This window comes from Pseudomonas sp. R84, assembly GCF_009834515.1.
Lineage (GTDB): Bacteria > Pseudomonadota > Gammaproteobacteria > Pseudomonadales > Pseudomonadaceae > Aquipseudomonas.
Genome location: NZ_CP019426.1, coordinates 4,442,784 through 4,458,185, shown reverse-complemented (window position 1 = coordinate 4,458,185; position 15,402 = coordinate 4,442,784). Strand labels below are relative to the sequence as shown.

Annotated in this window: 16 protein-coding genes; 9 read left to right on the top strand and 7 right to left on the bottom strand. The window is 58.7% G+C overall.

Annotated features, from left to right (window positions below; all coding sequences use genetic code 11):
• Both lolD and PspR84_RS19640 read left to right on the top strand, forming a co-directional pair.
• The gene (gene lolD / locus PspR84_RS19645; protein WP_174244468.1) at window positions 1-684 is read left to right on the top strand and encodes a lipoprotein-releasing ABC transporter ATP-binding protein LolD; all 684 of its coding nucleotides are present in this window, start codon (window positions 1-3) and stop codon (window positions 682-684) included.
• Between the two features lie 63 nt (window positions 685-747).
• Window positions 748-1,992: a lipoprotein-releasing ABC transporter permease subunit gene (locus tag PspR84_RS19640; protein ID WP_160058814.1), complete on the top strand. Its 1,245-nt coding sequence runs from the start codon at window positions 748-750 to the stop codon at window positions 1,990-1,992.
• Window positions 1,993-2,100: 108 nt separating this feature from the next.
• Here the strand turns inward: PspR84_RS19640 and PspR84_RS19635 are convergent, their stop codons facing one another.
• Window positions 2,101-3,450, bottom strand: coding sequence for a heavy metal sensor histidine kinase (locus PspR84_RS19635; RefSeq protein WP_160058813.1), 1,350 nt, complete (start codon window positions 3,448-3,450; stop codon window positions 2,101-2,103).
• The gene (locus PspR84_RS19630) at window positions 3,450-4,130 is read right to left on the bottom strand and encodes a heavy metal response regulator transcription factor (protein ID WP_160058812.1); all 681 of its coding nucleotides are present in this window, start codon (window positions 4,128-4,130) and stop codon (window positions 3,450-3,452) included. Before PspR84_RS19630 ends, PspR84_RS19635 begins: the two co-directional genes overlap by 1 nt.
• A gap of 163 nt (window positions 4,131-4,293) precedes the next feature.
• Here PspR84_RS19630 and PspR84_RS19625 point away from each other — a divergent pair, with 163 nt between their 5' ends.
• Both PspR84_RS19625 and queF read left to right on the top strand, forming a co-directional pair.
• A complete protein-coding gene (locus PspR84_RS19625; RefSeq protein ID WP_160058811.1) occupies window positions 4,294-4,827 on the top strand; it encodes a cupredoxin family protein in 534 nt (177 codons plus the stop codon).
• Between the two features lie 61 nt (window positions 4,828-4,888).
• Window positions 4,889-5,719 carry an NADPH-dependent 7-cyano-7-deazaguanine reductase QueF gene (gene queF, locus PspR84_RS19620; protein WP_160058810.1) on the top strand — a complete coding sequence of 277 codons (831 nt, stop codon included), beginning with the start codon at window positions 4,889-4,891 and terminating at the stop codon, window positions 5,717-5,719.
• Window positions 5,720-5,908: 189 nt separating this feature from the next.
• Here queF and PspR84_RS19615 read toward each other — a convergent pair whose 3' ends face one another.
• On the bottom strand, window positions 5,909-6,172 hold the full coding sequence (locus PspR84_RS19615; protein ID WP_122596978.1) for a DUF4404 family protein: 264 nt from the start codon (window positions 6,170-6,172) through the stop codon (window positions 5,909-5,911).
• Between the two features lie 108 nt (window positions 6,173-6,280).
• Complete coding sequence (locus PspR84_RS19610; RefSeq protein ID WP_160058809.1) at window positions 6,281-6,901, bottom strand: HAD family phosphatase; 621 nt, start codon at window positions 6,899-6,901, stop codon at window positions 6,281-6,283.
• Window positions 6,902-7,099: 198 nt separating this feature from the next.
• Here PspR84_RS19610 and PspR84_RS19605 point away from each other — a divergent pair, with 198 nt between their 5' ends.
• Window positions 7,100-7,789: a VacJ family lipoprotein gene (locus tag PspR84_RS19605; RefSeq protein WP_038362262.1), complete on the top strand. Its 690-nt coding sequence runs from the start codon at window positions 7,100-7,102 to the stop codon at window positions 7,787-7,789.
• Between the two features lie 53 nt (window positions 7,790-7,842).
• On the opposite strand, the gene PspR84_RS19600 is transcribed toward PspR84_RS19605, so the two are convergent.
• Window positions 7,843-8,142 (bottom strand): PilZ domain-containing protein, encoded by a 300-nt coding sequence (locus PspR84_RS19600; protein ID WP_160058808.1) that lies wholly within the window; start codon window positions 8,140-8,142, stop codon window positions 7,843-7,845.
• A gap of 275 nt (window positions 8,143-8,417) precedes the next feature.
• On the opposite strand from PspR84_RS19600, the gene rssB reads away from it, so the two are divergent.
• Together rssB and rssC are read left to right on the top strand one after the other, a co-directional pair.
• Window positions 8,418-9,599, top strand: a complete 1,182-nt coding sequence (gene rssB / locus PspR84_RS19595; RefSeq protein WP_150651528.1) for a two-component system response regulator RssB — start codon at window positions 8,418-8,420, stop codon at window positions 9,597-9,599.
• Window positions 9,599-10,081, top strand: a complete 483-nt coding sequence (gene rssC / locus PspR84_RS19590; RefSeq protein WP_003226553.1) for an anti-sigma factor antagonist RssC — start codon at window positions 9,599-9,601, stop codon at window positions 10,079-10,081. Before rssB ends, rssC begins: the two co-directional genes overlap by 1 nt.
• A 202-nt stretch (window positions 10,082-10,283) precedes the next feature.
• Here the strand turns inward: rssC and tal are convergent, their stop codons facing one another.
• Together tal and PspR84_RS19580 are read right to left on the bottom strand one after the other, a co-directional pair.
• Entirely contained in the window at window positions 10,284-11,210 is a 927-nt protein-coding gene (gene tal, locus PspR84_RS19585) for a transaldolase (RefSeq protein WP_160058807.1), read from the bottom strand.
• A gap of 202 nt (window positions 11,211-11,412) precedes the next feature.
• Entirely contained in the window at window positions 11,413-12,369 is a 957-nt protein-coding gene (locus PspR84_RS19580) for a cellulase family glycosylhydrolase (protein WP_160058806.1), read from the bottom strand.
• A 294-nt stretch (window positions 12,370-12,663) separates the two neighbouring features.
• Between PspR84_RS19580 and PspR84_RS19575 the strand changes: the two genes are divergently transcribed.
• Window positions 12,664-13,104, top strand: coding sequence for a low molecular weight protein-tyrosine-phosphatase (locus tag PspR84_RS19575; protein ID WP_064117874.1), 441 nt, complete (start codon window positions 12,664-12,666; stop codon window positions 13,102-13,104).
• Window positions 13,105-13,143: 39 nt separating this feature from the next.
• On the top strand, window positions 13,144-15,372 hold the full coding sequence (locus PspR84_RS19570) for a polysaccharide biosynthesis tyrosine autokinase (protein ID WP_160058805.1): 2,229 nt from the start codon (window positions 13,144-13,146) through the stop codon (window positions 15,370-15,372).
• The last annotated feature ends 30 nt before the right edge of the window (window positions 15,373-15,402 follow it).

Sequence of the window (15,402 nt, the reverse complement as noted above, 5' to 3'; positions counted from 1 at the left end):
ATGAGTGAAAAAGCAATCTTGAGCTGCCGCAACCTGGGCAAGTCCTACGAGGAAGGCCCGGAATCGGTAGAAGTACTGGCCGGCCTGCAACTGGAGTTGCACCCGGGCGAGCGTGTGGCGATCGTCGGCACCTCGGGTTCGGGCAAAAGTACCTTGCTCAACCTGTTGGGCGGTCTCGATACGCCGACCAAGGGCAGCGTCTGGCTCGACGGTGAAGAGCTGTCGGCACTGAGCGAGAAGAAGCGTGGCCTGCTGCGTAACCGTGCACTCGGTTTCGTTTACCAGTTCCACCACTTGCTGCCGGAATTCACTGCGCTGGAAAACGTCTGCATGCCGCTGTTGATCGGCAAGACGCCGATCCCGGAAGCCCGTCAGCGCGCCACCGCGTTGCTCGAGCGCGTCGGCCTCGGCCATCGTCTGGAGCACAAACCGGCGGAACTGTCCGGTGGTGAGCGTCAACGTGTGGCCATCGCCCGCGCCTTGGTGAACAAGCCGGGCCTGGTGATGCTCGACGAGCCAACCGGCAACCTCGACTCCCACACCGCGCAAGGCATTCAGGATTTGATGCTGGAACTCAGCACCTCCATGCGCACGGCGTTCCTGGTGGTGACCCACGACATGAACCTGGCCCGCCAGATGGATCGCGTACTGCACCTGCAAGAAGGTTGCCTCACGCCTATCTGATTGGCTGAAACCCGGCGCCTGCAAAGGCGTCGGGTCTTTTATTTTTATACGGTGCCCCAGCGAATGTTCAGACCGTTATCGATCTTTATCGGCACGCGCTATACCCGCGCCAAGCGCCGCAATCGCTTTGTTTCGTTCATTTCGATGACTTCGATGATCGGCCTCGCCCTCGGCGTGCTGGCGATGATCGTGGTGTTGTCGGTGATGAACGGCTTCCAGCGCGAAATGAGCTCGCGCATCCTCGGCATGGTGCCGCACGCGACCATCGTTGGCGTAAAGCCGATCGATGACTGGCAGCCGGTGGCTGCGGCCGCGATGAAGAATCCTGAAGTGACTGCCGCCGTGCCGTTCACCGAGATGGAAGGCATGCTCTCCTACAAGGGCCTGATGCAGCCGATCCAGATCAGCGGCGTCGATCCGGCGCAGGAAGGCAAGGTCTCCATCGTTGCCCAGCACATTGTGCAGGGGCGTCTGGATGCCTTGAAACCGGGCGAGTTCGGCGTGGTGATTGGTGAAATCACCGCGCGGCGTTTCCGCCTCAACGTCGGCGACAAAATCACCCTGATCGTCCCGGAAGTCAGCACTGCACCGGGTGGCATCACCCCGCGCATGCAGCGGCTGAACGTGGTGGGTGTGTTCAAGGTTGGCGCTGAACTGGACGGCTCGATGGGCCTGATCCATGTCGCTGACGCCGCGACCATGCAACACTGGGGGCCGAATCAGGTGCAGAGCGTGCGCCTGGCGGTGAAAGACCTGTACGCCGCACCGAAAGTCTCCTCGGACATCGCCGCTGGTTTGGGCGCGGAGTTCAAGGCTGACGACTGGACCCACACCCAGGGTAGTCTGTTCAGCGCGATGAAAATGGAAAAAACCATGATCGGCCTGCTGTTGCTGATGATCGTCGCGGTGGCGGCATTCAACATCATCGCGACGCTGATCATGGTGGTGAACGACAAGGGCGCGGACATCGCGATTTTGCGTACCATCGGCGCCACGCCACGGCAGATCATGGCGATCTTCATGGTGCAGGGCACGGTGATCGGCATTGTCGGCACGATCATTGGCGGCGTGTTGGGTGTGATCGCCGCGCTGAATGTCAGTCAGATCGTGGGCTGGATCGAGCGAGTCAGCGGGCAGCATATCTTCAGTTCGGATGTGTATTTCGTCAGCAATCTGCCATCGGAATTGCAGGGTGGGGACGTGCTTTTGATCTGCTCGGCGGGCTTTATTCTGAGCTTCCTGGCGACGGTGTATCCGGCCTGGCGAGCGGCGAAGATCGAGCCGGCTCACGCGCTGAGATATTCGTAATCCTTTAGACCGCTTTCGCGAGCAGGCTCGCTCCCACAGGGGATTTGTGAACGATGCAGATCCAATGTGGGAGCGAGCCTGCTCGCGAAAGGGCCGGAGCTGCTGGCCTCAATCTCCCTTTGGCAACTCAATCACAAACCGCGTCCATCCCGCTTCGGATTCGCAATGAATCTGCCCGCCATGGGCGCGGACGATGGATTGAGTAATCGCCAGCCCCAGCCCTGCATGCTCACTGCTACCTTCCTGCCGCGCCGGATCAGCCCGATAAAAGCGGTCGAACAAGCGTGGTAGCAACTGCGCTGAAATCCCCTCGCCACTGTTTTCGACTGAAATACGCACAGCGCTCGCTTGATCAACTATCCGCACGCTCACATAGCCCTCAGCCGGGGTAAACCGCAGCGCGTTATCCAGCAAATTCGACAAGGCCCGGCGCAACATACTGCGATCACCTGCGATCCGCGCATTGCCCTCACGGCTCAGCTTGACCCCGGCGTCCTCCGCCAGCGGCGCAAAAAACTCCAGCAACACATCGGTCTCGTCCGCCAGTTCCAGCGCTTCGCGCTTGGGCATCAGCAAACCGTGATCAGCCTTGGCCAGATACAACATGTCGTTGACCAGTTGCGCCATCCATTGCAGTTCTTCGAGATTGCTGTGCAGGGCTTCGCGATAATCTTCGATCGGCCGTGGGCGGGTGAGGGTGACTTGGGTGTGAGTGAGCAGGTTCGACAGCGGCGTGCGCAGTTCATGGGCGATGTCGGCGGAAAACGCCGAGAGCCGCTGAAACGAGTCGTCGAGGCGTGCAAGCATGGCGTTGAAGCTGTGGGCCATTTCCGCAAGCTCTGGCGGCATTTGCGCTTCCGGCAGTCGGGCATTCAGCGAGTGTGCGGAAATCCCACGGGCGACCGCGCTGATGCGCCGCAATGGCCGCAAGCCGCTGCGTGCGGCCCAGGCACCGAGCAAAGCAGTGGCAAGCGCCGAGAGGCCGACGGTCAGCCAGATCAGATGCTGCATGCGTTGCAGAAAGTGCTGGTGATGGGTGATGTCCAGCAGCAAGGTCAATTGCGGCGACTCGGGTTGGTCCGGGGAGAGCGGGGCGTTGAGTACGCGGTAATCGGTGCCGTCATTGCTTATGGTCGACAGGCCGGATTGTGGCGGCAAATCCTTGGGGATTTGCGTCGAACTGTCATACCAGCGCTGGCCGTCGGCGCCGGTAATGCGCAACGACAGATCGGCCTGGCGACTCAGCTCATCCGCCAGCCGTGCTTCACGTTGAGCGGGTTGAATATCCTGCAAGGCGCGGCGCAGGCCGATCAGCTTGCCGTCCAGTTGCTGCTGGTCGAGCTCGATAAAGTGCGCCTCGCTGGCGCGGTCGAACAGCACGCCGGCGAACAGTGAAACCACGGCGGTGCACGCAGCAAACAGCAAGGCCAGGCGCGAACTGAGGGACAACCGGCGCATCAGGCGCCACGCTCTTCGAGCACATAACCCATGCCGCGCACGGTGTGGATCAGTTTGTTGGGGAATTCGTCGTCGATCTTCAGGCGCAATCGGCGGATCGCCACTTCGATGACATTGGTGTCGCTGTCGAAATTCATGTCCCAGACCTGTGATGCGATCAGCGATTTCGGCAACACTTCGCCTTGGCGACGCAGAAGCATTTCCAGCAGCGCGAATTCCTTGGCGGTCAGGTCGATGCGCTGGCCGCTGCGCTCGACCCGGCGGCGGATCAGATCCAGACGCAGGTCGGCCAGTTGCAGACTGGTTTCCTGCGCTGTGGCACTGCCGCGACGCAACAGGCTGCGCACCCGCGCGAGCAGTTCGGAGAAGGCGAACGGTTTGACCAGGTAATCGTCGGCACCCAGTTCGAGGCCATGCACTCTGTCCTCTACGGCGTCTTTGGCCGTCAGAAAAAGTACCGGCGTATCCAGCCCGGCGCTGCGCACCGCTTGCAAAATCTGCCAGCCGCTGCACCCCGGCAGCATCACATCGAGGATCAGCAACGCGTAATCACCGCTCAAAGCCATTTGCTGACCGCTGTTGCCATCGGCCACCAGTTCCGTATTGAACCCGGCCTCGGTCAGGCCCTGGCGCAGGTATTGGCCGGTTTTCGCTTGGTCTTCGACGATCAACAGTTTCATGGGCGACTCAGTGGATTCGGGGTGTAGAAATGAACGCGTTATACCTTGAGGGCAGGCGATAAACGCCAACCTGACAAAGTTGTAATCTGCCTGTCAGGTAGATGCCAGCGCAGGCCGGCTAAAGTTTCCCACAGGCTGAACCTTATCTTGTTGGAGAACGACCATGTTTTTACGTAAATCCGTGATATTGGCCGCCTGTCTGCTGGCGCTGAGTTCGCCGGTATGGGCGGCACCCGCGCACACCTACGACTTCGGCCAGCCAGCGCCTGCCGCCAAAGCCACGCGCAGCATTGAAGTGGTGCTGAACGACATGTCGTTCGACCCCAAGGCGATTCAGGTCAAGGCCGGTGAGACGGTTCGTTTTGTGCTGGTGAATAAAGGCCAGCTGCTGCACGAATTCAACCTCGGCGATGCAGCGATGCACGCCAGACACCAGCAGGAAATGTTGCAGATGCAACAAAGCGGCATGCTCACGCCTACCGGCATGAAGGAAATGTCCCACGATATGGCCGGCATGGATCACGCAGCGATGGGCCACGGCATGAAGCACGACGACCCGAACAGTGTGCTGGTCGAACCGGGCAAGACTGCCGAACTGACCTGGACCTTCAGCAAGGCCACCAGTCTGGAATTTGCCTGCAATATTCCCGGGCATTATCAGGCGGGCATGGTCGGCAAACTGACTGTCAGTCAGTAAGCACTCAAAGGCGCGGGCAAAGGCTGGTAGAATCCGCTGATTCTTCAGTCAGGTTTCCGCCATGCATCCCGCAGCCGAACATTCGCCGCTGGGCAAATCCAGCGAATACATCGCCACGTACACGCCGTCCCTGCTATTCCCGATTCCGCGCACCGCGAAATGGGCCGAGCTGGGTCTGACCGCCGACACTCTGCCGTATAAAGGTGTGGATTTCTGGAACTGCTTCGAGCTGTCGTGGCTGTTGCCGTCGGGTAAGCCGGTGGTGGCGATCGGCGAGTTCAGCATTCCGGCGGATTCGCCGAACATCATCGAGTCGAAGTCGTTCAAGCTGTACCTGAACTCGCTGAACCAGACGGCGTTTGCCGACGTTGCCGCACTGGAAGCGACGCTGATCAAGGATTTGTCGGCCGCCGCCGGCAAACCGGTCGGCGTGCGGGTTCGCAGTCTGAAGGACGTTGAAGCAGAAGGCGTTGTGGCGTTGCCAGGCGTGTGCATCGATGATCTGGATATCAGCGTCAGCAACTATGAGCATCCGCGCCCGGAACTGCTGCGTTGCGATGAATCGCGGGTTGTTGAAGAGAGCGTGCACAGCCATCTGCTCAAATCCAACTGCCCGGTGACCAGTCAGCCGGACTGGGGCACGGTAGTGGTGGAGTATCGTGGCGCGGCGCTGGATCATGCGAGTCTGCTCGAATACATCGTCAGCTTCCGCCAGCATTCGGACTTCCATGAGCAGTGTGTGGAGCGGATTTTCCTCGATCTGCAGCGTTTGTTGAAACCCGAGAAACTGACCGTATTCGCACGTTACGTGCGTCGCGGCGGTCTGGATATCAACCCGTATCGCAGCACTGAAAGCGTACAGTTGCCGAATCACCGGCTGGTGCGTCAATAAAGATCCGGAATGTGCGATATCCAATGTGGGAGCGAGCCTGCTCGCGAATGCGGTGTGTCATTCAACGTTGATGTCGACTGACACGACGCCTTCGCGAGCAGGCTCGCTCCCACAGGAGACGGTGTTGCAAGTTGTAGAAATGAAAAAGCCCTGCCAGTGATGGCAGGGCTTTTTTGTATGGCGTGGGAATCAGATCCCCATGCTGCCCAGCGCATTGACGATGTTGCGCAGGGTGCCGGCAATCGCTGGGTGTTCGACTTCGAAGCGTTCAACCGCCAGATTCACGCCATCGGCGATGCTGGCGTCTTGAGTGGCATTTTCCAGTTGAATTTCGGACTCAATTTGCGCCATCAGCACACGCAGGTCTTCACGTTCGACTTCCGACAGCGGCGGATTCTGCTCCAGTTGCTCGCGCAGGGCATTCAGCTGTTTTTGCAGTTCTTGGGCGGGCATGGTGGTTTCCTTTTATCAATAGGCACTGGCATTGACCGCAGCCGCGCGCCAAAGGTCTATGGCTGACCTTTAGATTAATCCACTCCCGGCAAACCTGCATGATCCCGATCAGGGCTTTTCGCCTTTGAGGCGGCGCAGGCTGATGTCGGCGAGGCAAGTGTCGAGTTCGCCCAGATGATCGATCACCGAGTGCACGCCGAGGCCGAATAACTGCATCGTCGCCTTGCCACGCAGTTGTTCGCGTTCTTTCTGGCTCAGCGCTTGCCATTCACCCGGCGCCAGGCCGCACAGCGAGCCGCAGGAGGCGAGACCGATGGTCCACAGCCCTGCGTTAAGGCCCGATTGCAGCAAACGCGGCTCACCGCTGACCAATACGCAACCATCCAGACTGCTGACGTTCAGGTCCATCAGGGCCTGCCAGCAAGCGTTCGGCGCAGGCCATGGATTGATTGTTGCCGAGTATTGCGCGGGTTTGATCCAGGCCGGTAACGAGGTTGATAACGATTGGGCGAGGGCAGGGGGCAGTTCATCCAGCCAGGCGCAGGGAATCTGCTGGCGCTGCAAACTGTGCAGACTGTCGAGCGCGCCCGTTGTGGCTTCGGCATGCTCGGGCAGGGCGATCGCCTGTTGGCGGGCGCGAGCACCGAAATCCACCAGACAACCGCTGAGTCCAAACAGTACGGCGGTCAGGCTGGACGCGGCGACGGGCAAGGTTTCGGCGTGTGTCATGGCAACGTCCCTGAAATAGCGATAAGGCTAGTCATTCCAGGTGACAGTTGCGTGACGGCTATGTGAAACGCGGCGTGGGAGGCGTCCTACAACTTTGCACAATTGGCCGACTGCCCAAACGGGCTTTTGCGCTTATACTAGCGGCCTTAATGCCCGGGCCCCGATGTCCGCGACAGTACACATCCAAGGAGTTTTTCTATGCGCTGGAGCTATCCGCTCGCTCAGCTAAGTGTATGTGCCGGCCTGTTGCTGGCGCCGTTCGCCACTCAGGCCGCAACGGAAGAAGACCCTTGGGAAAGCGTCAATCGCCCGATTTTCCAGTTCAACGACTTTGTTGACACTTACGCGCTGAAGCCACTGGCCCAGGGCTATGAGTTCGTCACGCCGCAGTTCCTTGAAGACGGCATCCACAACATGTTCCGCAACGTCGGTGACGTCACCAACCTTGCCAACAACATCCTGCAAGCCAAACCGGCTGCTGCGGGCGTCGACACCGCTCGCCTGATCTTCAACACCACTTTCGGTCTGCTCGGTTTCTTCGATGTCGGCACCAAAATGGGCCTGAACCGCAGCGACGAAGACTTCGGTCAGACCCTCGGTTACTGGGGCGTGGGCAGCGGTCCGTACGTGATGCTGCCGCTGATGGGGCCGAGCACTTTGCGTGATGCGCCTTCCAAGTACGTCGACAGCTACACCGGTATGTACCGCTACATCGACCACGTGCCTACGCGTAACTCGATCTTCGGTCTGAACATCGTCGACACCCGCGCCAGTCTGCTGTCGAGCGAGAAGTTGATCAGTGGCGACAAGTACACCTTCATCCGCAACGCTTACTTGCAGAATCGCGAGTTCAAGGTGAAGGATGGCCAGGTCGAAGACGATTTTTAATCTCGACCGGTAAAAAACAAAGGCGACCTCAGGGTCGCCTTTTTTGTGTGTACCTATTTCATTTTAAGAATGGTCAGACCGAGCTTCTGGCCGCCGCCATCCTGTGCCCTGACCCAGACCACTTCGGTCTCGGCTTCAAGGCCGCTGAGTGCGGCATGTTCAGAGTCGATGCGCACGCTCAGGCGGTCGCCGACCGCGAACAGGCGCGGTGCTTCGACCTGCATGCCACTGCTGGAGAGGTCGATGCACACCCCTGAAACCTCATCTCCTTCATGAATCAACACGACATCGGCATCGACCCGCATGCGGATGAAATCGCGCTTTTCGCTGTAGTCCCGACTGGTTTGACTCATAGGTGCGTCCTTCCATTGGGTTACGGTTTGAGCTGTTCTTATAACTCTCGGTGATTTGACAAGTAAAGTCGTCAAGCGACCATCGGCGCATGCTTGAAACGCTCTGCGGATGGGAGTACCGTCTGCGCCTTAGAAGGGCACCTCTGGTGTAACCGCGTTTGCAGCCAATGCTCGAAAGCGGTGCAGTAGAGAGGCTAGAAAGCGAATCCAGTAGTCTGCGCAGGGCCAAATGCCTCGCCAACTACGCCAACCTAATTCTGGCGCCGTTTGCCCACATGCCAAAAACCAGTGCCACGCTGCTGATAATCGATGATGACGAAGTAGTGCGCGCGAGCCTCGCGGCCTATTTGGAAGACAGTGGTTTCAGCGTCCTGCAGGCCAGCAACGGCCAACAGGGTCTTCAGGTATTCGAGCAAGACACGCCCGACCTGGTCATCTGCGATCTGCGCATGCCGCAGATGGGCGGTCTCGAACTGATCCGTCAGGTCACCGAGCGGTCACCGCAGACGCCGGTGATCGTGGTCTCGGGTGCCGGCGTGATGAACGACGCGGTCGAGGCTTTGCGCCTGGGCGCCGCGGACTACCTGATCAAGCCTCTCGAAGATCTGGCTGTGCTCGAGCACTCTGTGCGCCGGGCCCTGGATCGTGCGCGCCTGCTGCTGGAAAACCAGCGCTACCGCGAGAAGCTGGAAAAGGCCAACCGCGAGCTTGAGGCCAGCCTGAACCTGCTCCAGGAAGACCAGAACGCCGGTCGCCAGGTGCAGATGAACATGCTGCCGGAAAGCCCATGGAGCATCGACGAGTTCAGGTTTGCCCACCAGATCATCCCGTCGTTGTACCTGTCGGGTGATTTTGTCGACTATTTCCGTGTCGACGAGCGCCGGGTCGCGTTTTACCTGGCGGATGTCTCCGGTCATGGCGCCTCTTCAGCCTTTGTCACCGTGCTGCTGAAGTTCATGACCACGCGCCTGCTGTTCGAATCCAAGCGCAACGGCACATTGCCGGAATTCAAGCCTTCCGAAGTCCTTGGTCATATCAACCGGGGGCTGATCAGTTGTAAGCTGGGTAAACACGTCACAATGGTCGGTGGAGTCATCGACGAGGAGACCGGTTTGTTGACCTATAGCATCGGCGGCCATCTGCCGTTGCCTGTGTTGTACACGCCTGACAGTGTTCGTTATCTCGAAGGGCGTGGTCTGCCGGTGGGGCTCTTCAATGAAGCCACCTACGAAGACCACGTGCTTGAGCTGCCGCCGACGTTCAGCCTGACGCTGATGTCCGATGGCATTCTGGATCTTTTGCCAGAACCTACGCTCAAAGAAAAAGAAGCCGCTTTGCCTCAACGGGTGAAGTCGGCGGGCGGCAGCCTGGATGGTCTGCGGCAAGTGTTTGGATTGGCCACGCTAGGGGAGATGCCGGATGATATCGCCCTGTTGGTGTTGAGCAGGAATCTTTAATGAGTACCGGTAGAATCCAGTTCGCCGAGCAGGACGGCACCTTCGTCCTGAAGTTCGTCGGTGAAGTTCGCCTGACCCTGTGTTCGGCGTTGGATGCGACTATTGAGAAAATCTTCACCGCGCTGAATTTCAACGCGATCGTGATCGATTTGACCGAAACCCGCAGCATCGACAGCACGACGTTGGGTCTGTTGGCCAAACTGTCGATCCTGTCGCGGCAGAAGGTCGGCCTGCTGCCGACTGTCGTCACCACCCACGAAGACATTACCCGTCTGCTGCAATCGATGGGGTTCGAGCAGGTGTTCAACATCGTCAACCACCCGGTGCCATGCCCGGAGTGCCTGGACGACCTGCCGGATCAGGACCAGTCGGAAGAAGTGGTGCGGATCAAGGTGCTCGAAGCGCACAAGATCCTCATGGGCCTCAACGATTCCAATCGTGAAGCGTTCCATGACCTGGTGAATGCCCTCGAAAGACACTGATCTGATGAAGTGATGTTGTCTGGGCCGGCCTCTTCGCGAGCAAGCTCGCTCCCACACTGGATCAGCGTCGTTCATTAATCCCCTTGTGGGAGCGAGCTTGCTCGCGAAGGCGTCAGATCAGACGATACATTTTCCATGGCTGACTGAATAAAAAAGGGCGAACCTTAACGGGTTCGCCCTTTTTGCATTTCCCTAACTCAAATCACAGCTTGGCCTGCAACAGCGCCTCAAGCTTCTCCTGGTCGCGAGCAAACTGACGGATGCCCTCAGCCAGTTTCTCGGTGGCCATTGCGTCTTCGTTGGACAGCCAGCGGAATTGCGCTTCGTTGAGGCTCAGACGGGCTTCACCGGCGTTGCCCGGGGCCAGTTTGCGCTCCAGCTTGCCGTTATCGGCTGCCAGCTTGTCGATCAGGTCCGGGCTGATGGTCAGACGGTCGCAGCCGGCCAGTTGCTCGATCTGGTTGAGGTTACGGAAGCTCGCGCCCATGACCACGGTCTTGTAGTCATTGGACTTGTAGTAGTTGTAGATGCGGGTGACCGACTGTACGCCCGGATCATCGGCGCCGGTGTAGTCGTTGCCGTTGGCTTTCTTGTACCAGTCGTAGATACGGCCCACGAATGGCGAAATCAGAAACACGCCAGCGTCGGCGCAAGCGGCGGCCTGGGCGAAGGAGAACAGCAGGGTCAGGTTGGTCTGGATGCCTTCCTTCTCCAGCACTTCCGCGGCGCGGATGCCTTCCCAGGTCGAGGCGATCTTGATCAGTACGCGATCACGGCCAATGCCGGCTTTGTCGTACAGCTCGATCAAGCGATGCGCGCGTTTCAGCACGGCATCCTTGTCAAACGACAGGCGCGCATCCACTTCAGTGGAGATACGGCCCGGAATGACTTTGAGAATTTCCTGGCCGACCGCGACGCCGAAACGGTCGCTGGCCAGGCCGACATCGCCCTTGCAGTCGCTGACGCAAGCGTTCAGCAGCTCGGCGTAGGCCGGAATGGCCGCCGCTTTGAGCAGCAGGGAAGGGTTGGTGGTGGCGTCGACCGGTTTGACCCGGGAGATCGCTTCGAAGTCGCCGGTATCGGCCACAACGGTGGTGAATTGTTTGAGTTGTTCCAGCTTGGAAGTCATGGGCGTGCTCTATCCTATGGGTCTGATGACATTACCCGAGCGCTGACGGTCACTCAAGGGCGTGTATGTGTATCGATGGCCCCTGCGGCAACAACCTGAAAACAATTGTTTGAAAGGCGGGGCGGGCTATCGATGAATACGATGCCAAAACGGCCAACAGGTTCAAAGCGACCGACCTGCGTGCAGGTCGGTCGCGCAGGGGTTACTCGGCGTTCAACAAGGCTTCGACCGACATTCGCGCCGGTTTCGGCTGACCGTCGGAAGTCAGCAGGCCGAAGTTCTTCTCGCGATCGTTACTGCCGGAATCACTGTTTTTCCATTCATAGATGGATGTCAGTGGAATCTTGAGTTTTTTAACATCGCCGATAAACGCGTTGATCTTGCTCGCCTGGCCTTCAGGCCCGCCGTTGGAGGCAAGCGCCGAGATGCCCCATTCACTGATGACCCCCGGCAGATGGAAGTTCTGCTGAATGAAGTTTTGCGCGTTGCTGATCTGCGTGGCCGTCATGCCATACGGGTGATAGGACACCGCGCTCAGGCATTTCGGGTATTCGCTGACGATGCGGTTCAGCGCCACCGTTGAAGCAGAACCGGCGCTGGGCGGCCGGGCGAAGCCGTAGCCGATCACCGGCGTAGATGGCGGTTGATCCTGCAGCGCCTTGCACACGCCGCTCATGAACGGCACAAACGTCGTGTCGAAATTGCGCGTCGGCCAATAGGTTTCCAGGTCCGGCTCATTCCATAGCTCGATCGCCACCAGTTGCTTGCCGTATGACTGTTGCAGCCCGGTCACGGCGTTGCCGAAGCGTTCACCGGCAGTGGTTAGCTCGGCGCTCGATGTCGCGGGCAGCGCCTTGATCGCGCGGACAGTCAGCAACACCGGCAAGCCCGCAGACTGGGCGGCCGCAAAGGCATCGCTGACCTGTTTCTGATAAGCCTTGGCCGTCAGGCTGTCGCTCCACACACCGAAGCGGACAAAACCGAAGCCTGCGGATTTGATCTGTGCGGCGTCAGCGGCGGAGAAGTTCTGGATCTTTACCTGAACACCGATGTTCTTGGCCGGAAGGTTGGGAAACGTCTCGCTGGCGTGCACCTGAGTCGTTGCACTCAGCACTATCAGCGCCAGCGCGCTGAGTCTTTTGAGATGTGTTGATTTCATGTCTGCTCTCCCGAAGAGAAGTGACAACTACGAATGTTTTATCTCGTTACTCGATTTTCGAGTGAGGTGATGGCACTTAGTGCGCGAATGTTATTTTTTGTCGGAAAACAATCAGCCGAAAATCACAGTTATTTTTAGTCCGCTAATTGTGGTTGGGGGGCTTTTAAACGCTGTGGTACTTAATGCTTCGGTACTAACAGGGCGAATCTATTTCCGAGTGAAGAAAGATCTTGAGGGTTCATTAAATTGCTCTCGAGATGTTGGCCGTTTGACATTACACAGGAAAGTAAAACCTTGTTCAGAAAGATCCTTGTCGTTTGCGTGGGCAATATATGCCGTAGTCCGACGGCAGAACTGATGCTGCGTAACGCGCTCGCTCCTTCAGCGATCACTGTCTCCTCCGCAGGCCTGTCGGCGCGGGTGGGCGAGGGCGTAGAGGCGTCCGCCCGGCAAGTGCTCGAAGACCATGGGCATAGCGCCGAAGGCTTCACGGCACGCCAATTGACCGCGGACATAGTCAATGAATCAGACCTGATTCTGGTCATGGAAAAACAGCATGTTAATCAAGTATTGAAGATTGCCTCTCATGCGAGGGGCAAAGTATTTCTGCTCGGCAAGTGGCAGAGCGAGCGTGAAATACAAGATCCGTATCGTCAAGGCAAGGCCGCTTTTATTCATGCCCATGCATTGATTGAAGATGCTGTCAGCTCATGGGCACAACGCCTCGCGCGTTGATGAATATTCTTCAGATCAATGAATGGTAAGAACAGACTTATGCAGTTACCGTCCGTCATCGGCACCCGCGACAATGATCAAGACAGTATTGATCTTCTCGGCATATTCGGCAGTTTGATCGACCAGAAATGGTTGATCGGCGCGCTCACCGGCGCGTTTATGGTCACCGGTGTGGCCTACGCAGTGTTGGCCACGCCCGTGTACCTGGCGAATGCGCTGGTGCAGGTCGAGCCGAAAAAGAACGACATGCTCGGTTTCTCCGACCTCAACAGCATGCTCGGTGGGCAATCGCCGTCGGTGACCGAAATCGGCATCATCAAATCCCGCGCGGTGATCGGCAAAACCGTCGACGACCTGCGTCTGGACATCGATGTCACCCCCAACACCTTCCCGATGATTGGCGGCTTTCTCGCCCGGTGTTATCGCGGCGAGACCGAAACCAGCGTTGCTGCGCCGCGTTTCGGCCTGAACAGTTACGCCTGGGGCGGTGAGCGTCTGGAGTTCGCCCGGCTCAATCTGCCGAAAGAACTGCTGGGCAAGAAGCTCACCCTGATTGCCGGCGAACAGAAGCACTTCCAGTTACTCGATGACAACGACAACCTGCTGGTAGAAGGTATCGCCGGCGAAGCGTTCTCGCAGGACGGCGTAGAAGGGCAGATCAGCCAGTTGCTGGCCAACCCCGGCACCAGTTTCGAGGTGGTGCGCAACCCACGGATCGTGACCATTCAGGGTTATCAGGATGCACTGGATATCTCCGAGCAGGGCAAGGAGTCGGGGATTATCAAACTGGCGCTGGCCAGCAGCGACGCCGCTGAAGCGGTGAAGATCCTCAACAAGATCGCCGCGCTGTACGTCGATCAGAACGTGCGCCGCACCTCGGCGGAAGCGGCGCAGAGTCTGGCTTTTCTGCAGAGCCAGTTGCCGCAGGTCAAACGTGATCTGGCCAAGGCCAGCGATGCGCTGAACGCCTACCAGACCCACGGCAAGACCGTGAACATCTCGCTGGAAACCCAGTCGGTACTCGGTCAGTCGGTGGCGCTGGAAACGCGGATCTCCGAGCTGAAAATGCAGCAGGCGGAGATGGACCGCAAGTTCACCAAACAGCACCCGGCCTATCGCGCGCTGATGAGCCAGATCGGCGAACTGACCCAGCAACAGAAGTCGCTGGAAGGCAAGGTCGGCGATCTGCCTGCCACGCAACAAGAGCTGCTCAACCTGACCCGCGATGTCGAAGTGGCCTCGCAGATCTACACGCAGTTGCTGAACAAATCCCAGGAGCTGGACATCGTCCGCGCCGGTGCCGTGGGTAACGTGCGTCTGGTCGACGCGGCGGATGTCGACCTGACCAGCCCGGTCAAACCGAAAAAAGCCCTGATTGTGCTGATTGCTACCTTCCTCGGTGCCTTTGTCGGTGTAGCTCTGGTGTTGCTGCGCAAATCCCTGAGCCGTGGTCTGGAAGGCCCGGAAGCCATCGAGCAATTGGGCTTGCCGGTGTACGCGTCGATTCCGTACAGCGCCTTGCAGGATGAAGAAGACAACAAAAAAGGCCGCGCCCGCGACGGTGTCGACAAACCGGCGTACCTGTTGGCCCTGCGTAACCCGACAGATCTGTCGATCGAATCGATCCGCAGCCTGCGCACCTGCCTGCATTTCGCCGGGCTCGATTCGACCAACAACCGCATCATGATTTCCGGGCCGAGCCCGCAGGTCGGCAAGACCTTTGTCTCGTCCAACCTCGCCGCCGTCATGGCCCTGAGCGGCCAGCGCGTGGTGCTGATCGATGCCGACATGCGCAAAGGTCACCTGCACAAAACCCTCAACACACCGATCACCAACGGCTTGTCCGATCTGCTGGTCAAGCGCTGCAGCATCGATCAGGCGATCAACAAGGTCGAAATCGACAACCTGCACTTCATCAGTCGCGGCCAGGTACCGCCCAATCCCTCCGAGCTGCTGATGCACGGCAACTTCCGCGATTTGCTCGCCGAACTGAGCGAGCGCTACGACCTGGTGATCATCGATACGCCGCCGCTGCTGGCGGTGACTGATGCGGCCATCGTCGGCCGTGAAGCAGGGATCAGCCTGATCGTCACGCGCTTCGGGGTGAACCCGGCCAAAGAGATCGAACTGACCATCCGCCGCTTCGCGCAGAACGGCATCGAGTTGAAAGGCGCGGTGTTCAACGGCGTCGAGAAGCGTGCCGCCAGTTACTACGGCAACGGCGGCAACGGTTATTACAACTACGAATACGCGTCCGACAAATCCTGACTGTCAGCGACTGTTTTTTCCTGTTTGAAG

What these genes read in the sequence shown, in the direction of transcription:
- PspR84_RS19610 (WP_160058809.1), bottom strand. Translation starts at nt 6,901, where the DNA reads ATGACACACGCCGAAACCTTGCCCGTCGCCGCGTCCAGCCTGACCGCC.
- PspR84_RS19625 (WP_160058811.1), top strand. Translation starts at nt 4,294, where the DNA reads ATGTTTTTACGTAAATCCGTGATATTGGCCGCCTGTCTGCTGGCGCTG.
- rssC (WP_003226553.1), top strand. Translation starts at nt 9,599, where the DNA reads ATGAGTACCGGTAGAATCCAGTTCGCCGAGCAGGACGGCACCTTCGTC.
- PspR84_RS19635 (WP_160058813.1), bottom strand. Translation starts at nt 3,450, where the DNA reads ATGCGCCGGTTGTCCCTCAGTTCGCGCCTGGCCTTGCTGTTTGCTGCG.
- lolD (WP_174244468.1), top strand. Translation starts at nt 1, where the DNA reads ATGAGTGAAAAAGCAATCTTGAGCTGCCGCAACCTGGGCAAGTCCTAC.
- PspR84_RS19605 (WP_038362262.1), top strand. Translation starts at nt 7,100, where the DNA reads ATGCGCTGGAGCTATCCGCTCGCTCAGCTAAGTGTATGTGCCGGCCTG.
- tal (WP_160058807.1), bottom strand. Translation starts at nt 11,210, where the DNA reads ATGACTTCCAAGCTGGAACAACTCAAACAATTCACCACCGTTGTGGCC.
- PspR84_RS19600 (WP_160058808.1), bottom strand. Translation starts at nt 8,142, where the DNA reads ATGAGTCAAACCAGTCGGGACTACAGCGAAAAGCGCGATTTCATCCGC.
- PspR84_RS19630 (WP_160058812.1), bottom strand. Translation starts at nt 4,130, where the DNA reads ATGAAACTGTTGATCGTCGAAGACCAAGCGAAAACCGGCCAATACCTG.
- PspR84_RS19615 (WP_122596978.1), bottom strand. Translation starts at nt 6,172, where the DNA reads ATGCCCGCCCAAGAACTGCAAAAACAGCTGAATGCCCTGCGCGAGCAA.
- queF (WP_160058810.1), top strand. Translation starts at nt 4,889, where the DNA reads ATGCATCCCGCAGCCGAACATTCGCCGCTGGGCAAATCCAGCGAATAC.
- PspR84_RS19580 (WP_160058806.1), bottom strand. Translation starts at nt 12,369, where the DNA reads ATGAAATCAACACATCTCAAAAGACTCAGCGCGCTGGCGCTGATAGTG.
- PspR84_RS19640 (WP_160058814.1), top strand. Translation starts at nt 748, where the DNA reads ATGTTCAGACCGTTATCGATCTTTATCGGCACGCGCTATACCCGCGCC.
- PspR84_RS19570 (WP_160058805.1), top strand. Translation starts at nt 13,144, where the DNA reads ATGCAGTTACCGTCCGTCATCGGCACCCGCGACAATGATCAAGACAGT.
- rssB (WP_150651528.1), top strand. Translation starts at nt 8,418, where the DNA reads ATGCCAAAAACCAGTGCCACGCTGCTGATAATCGATGATGACGAAGTA.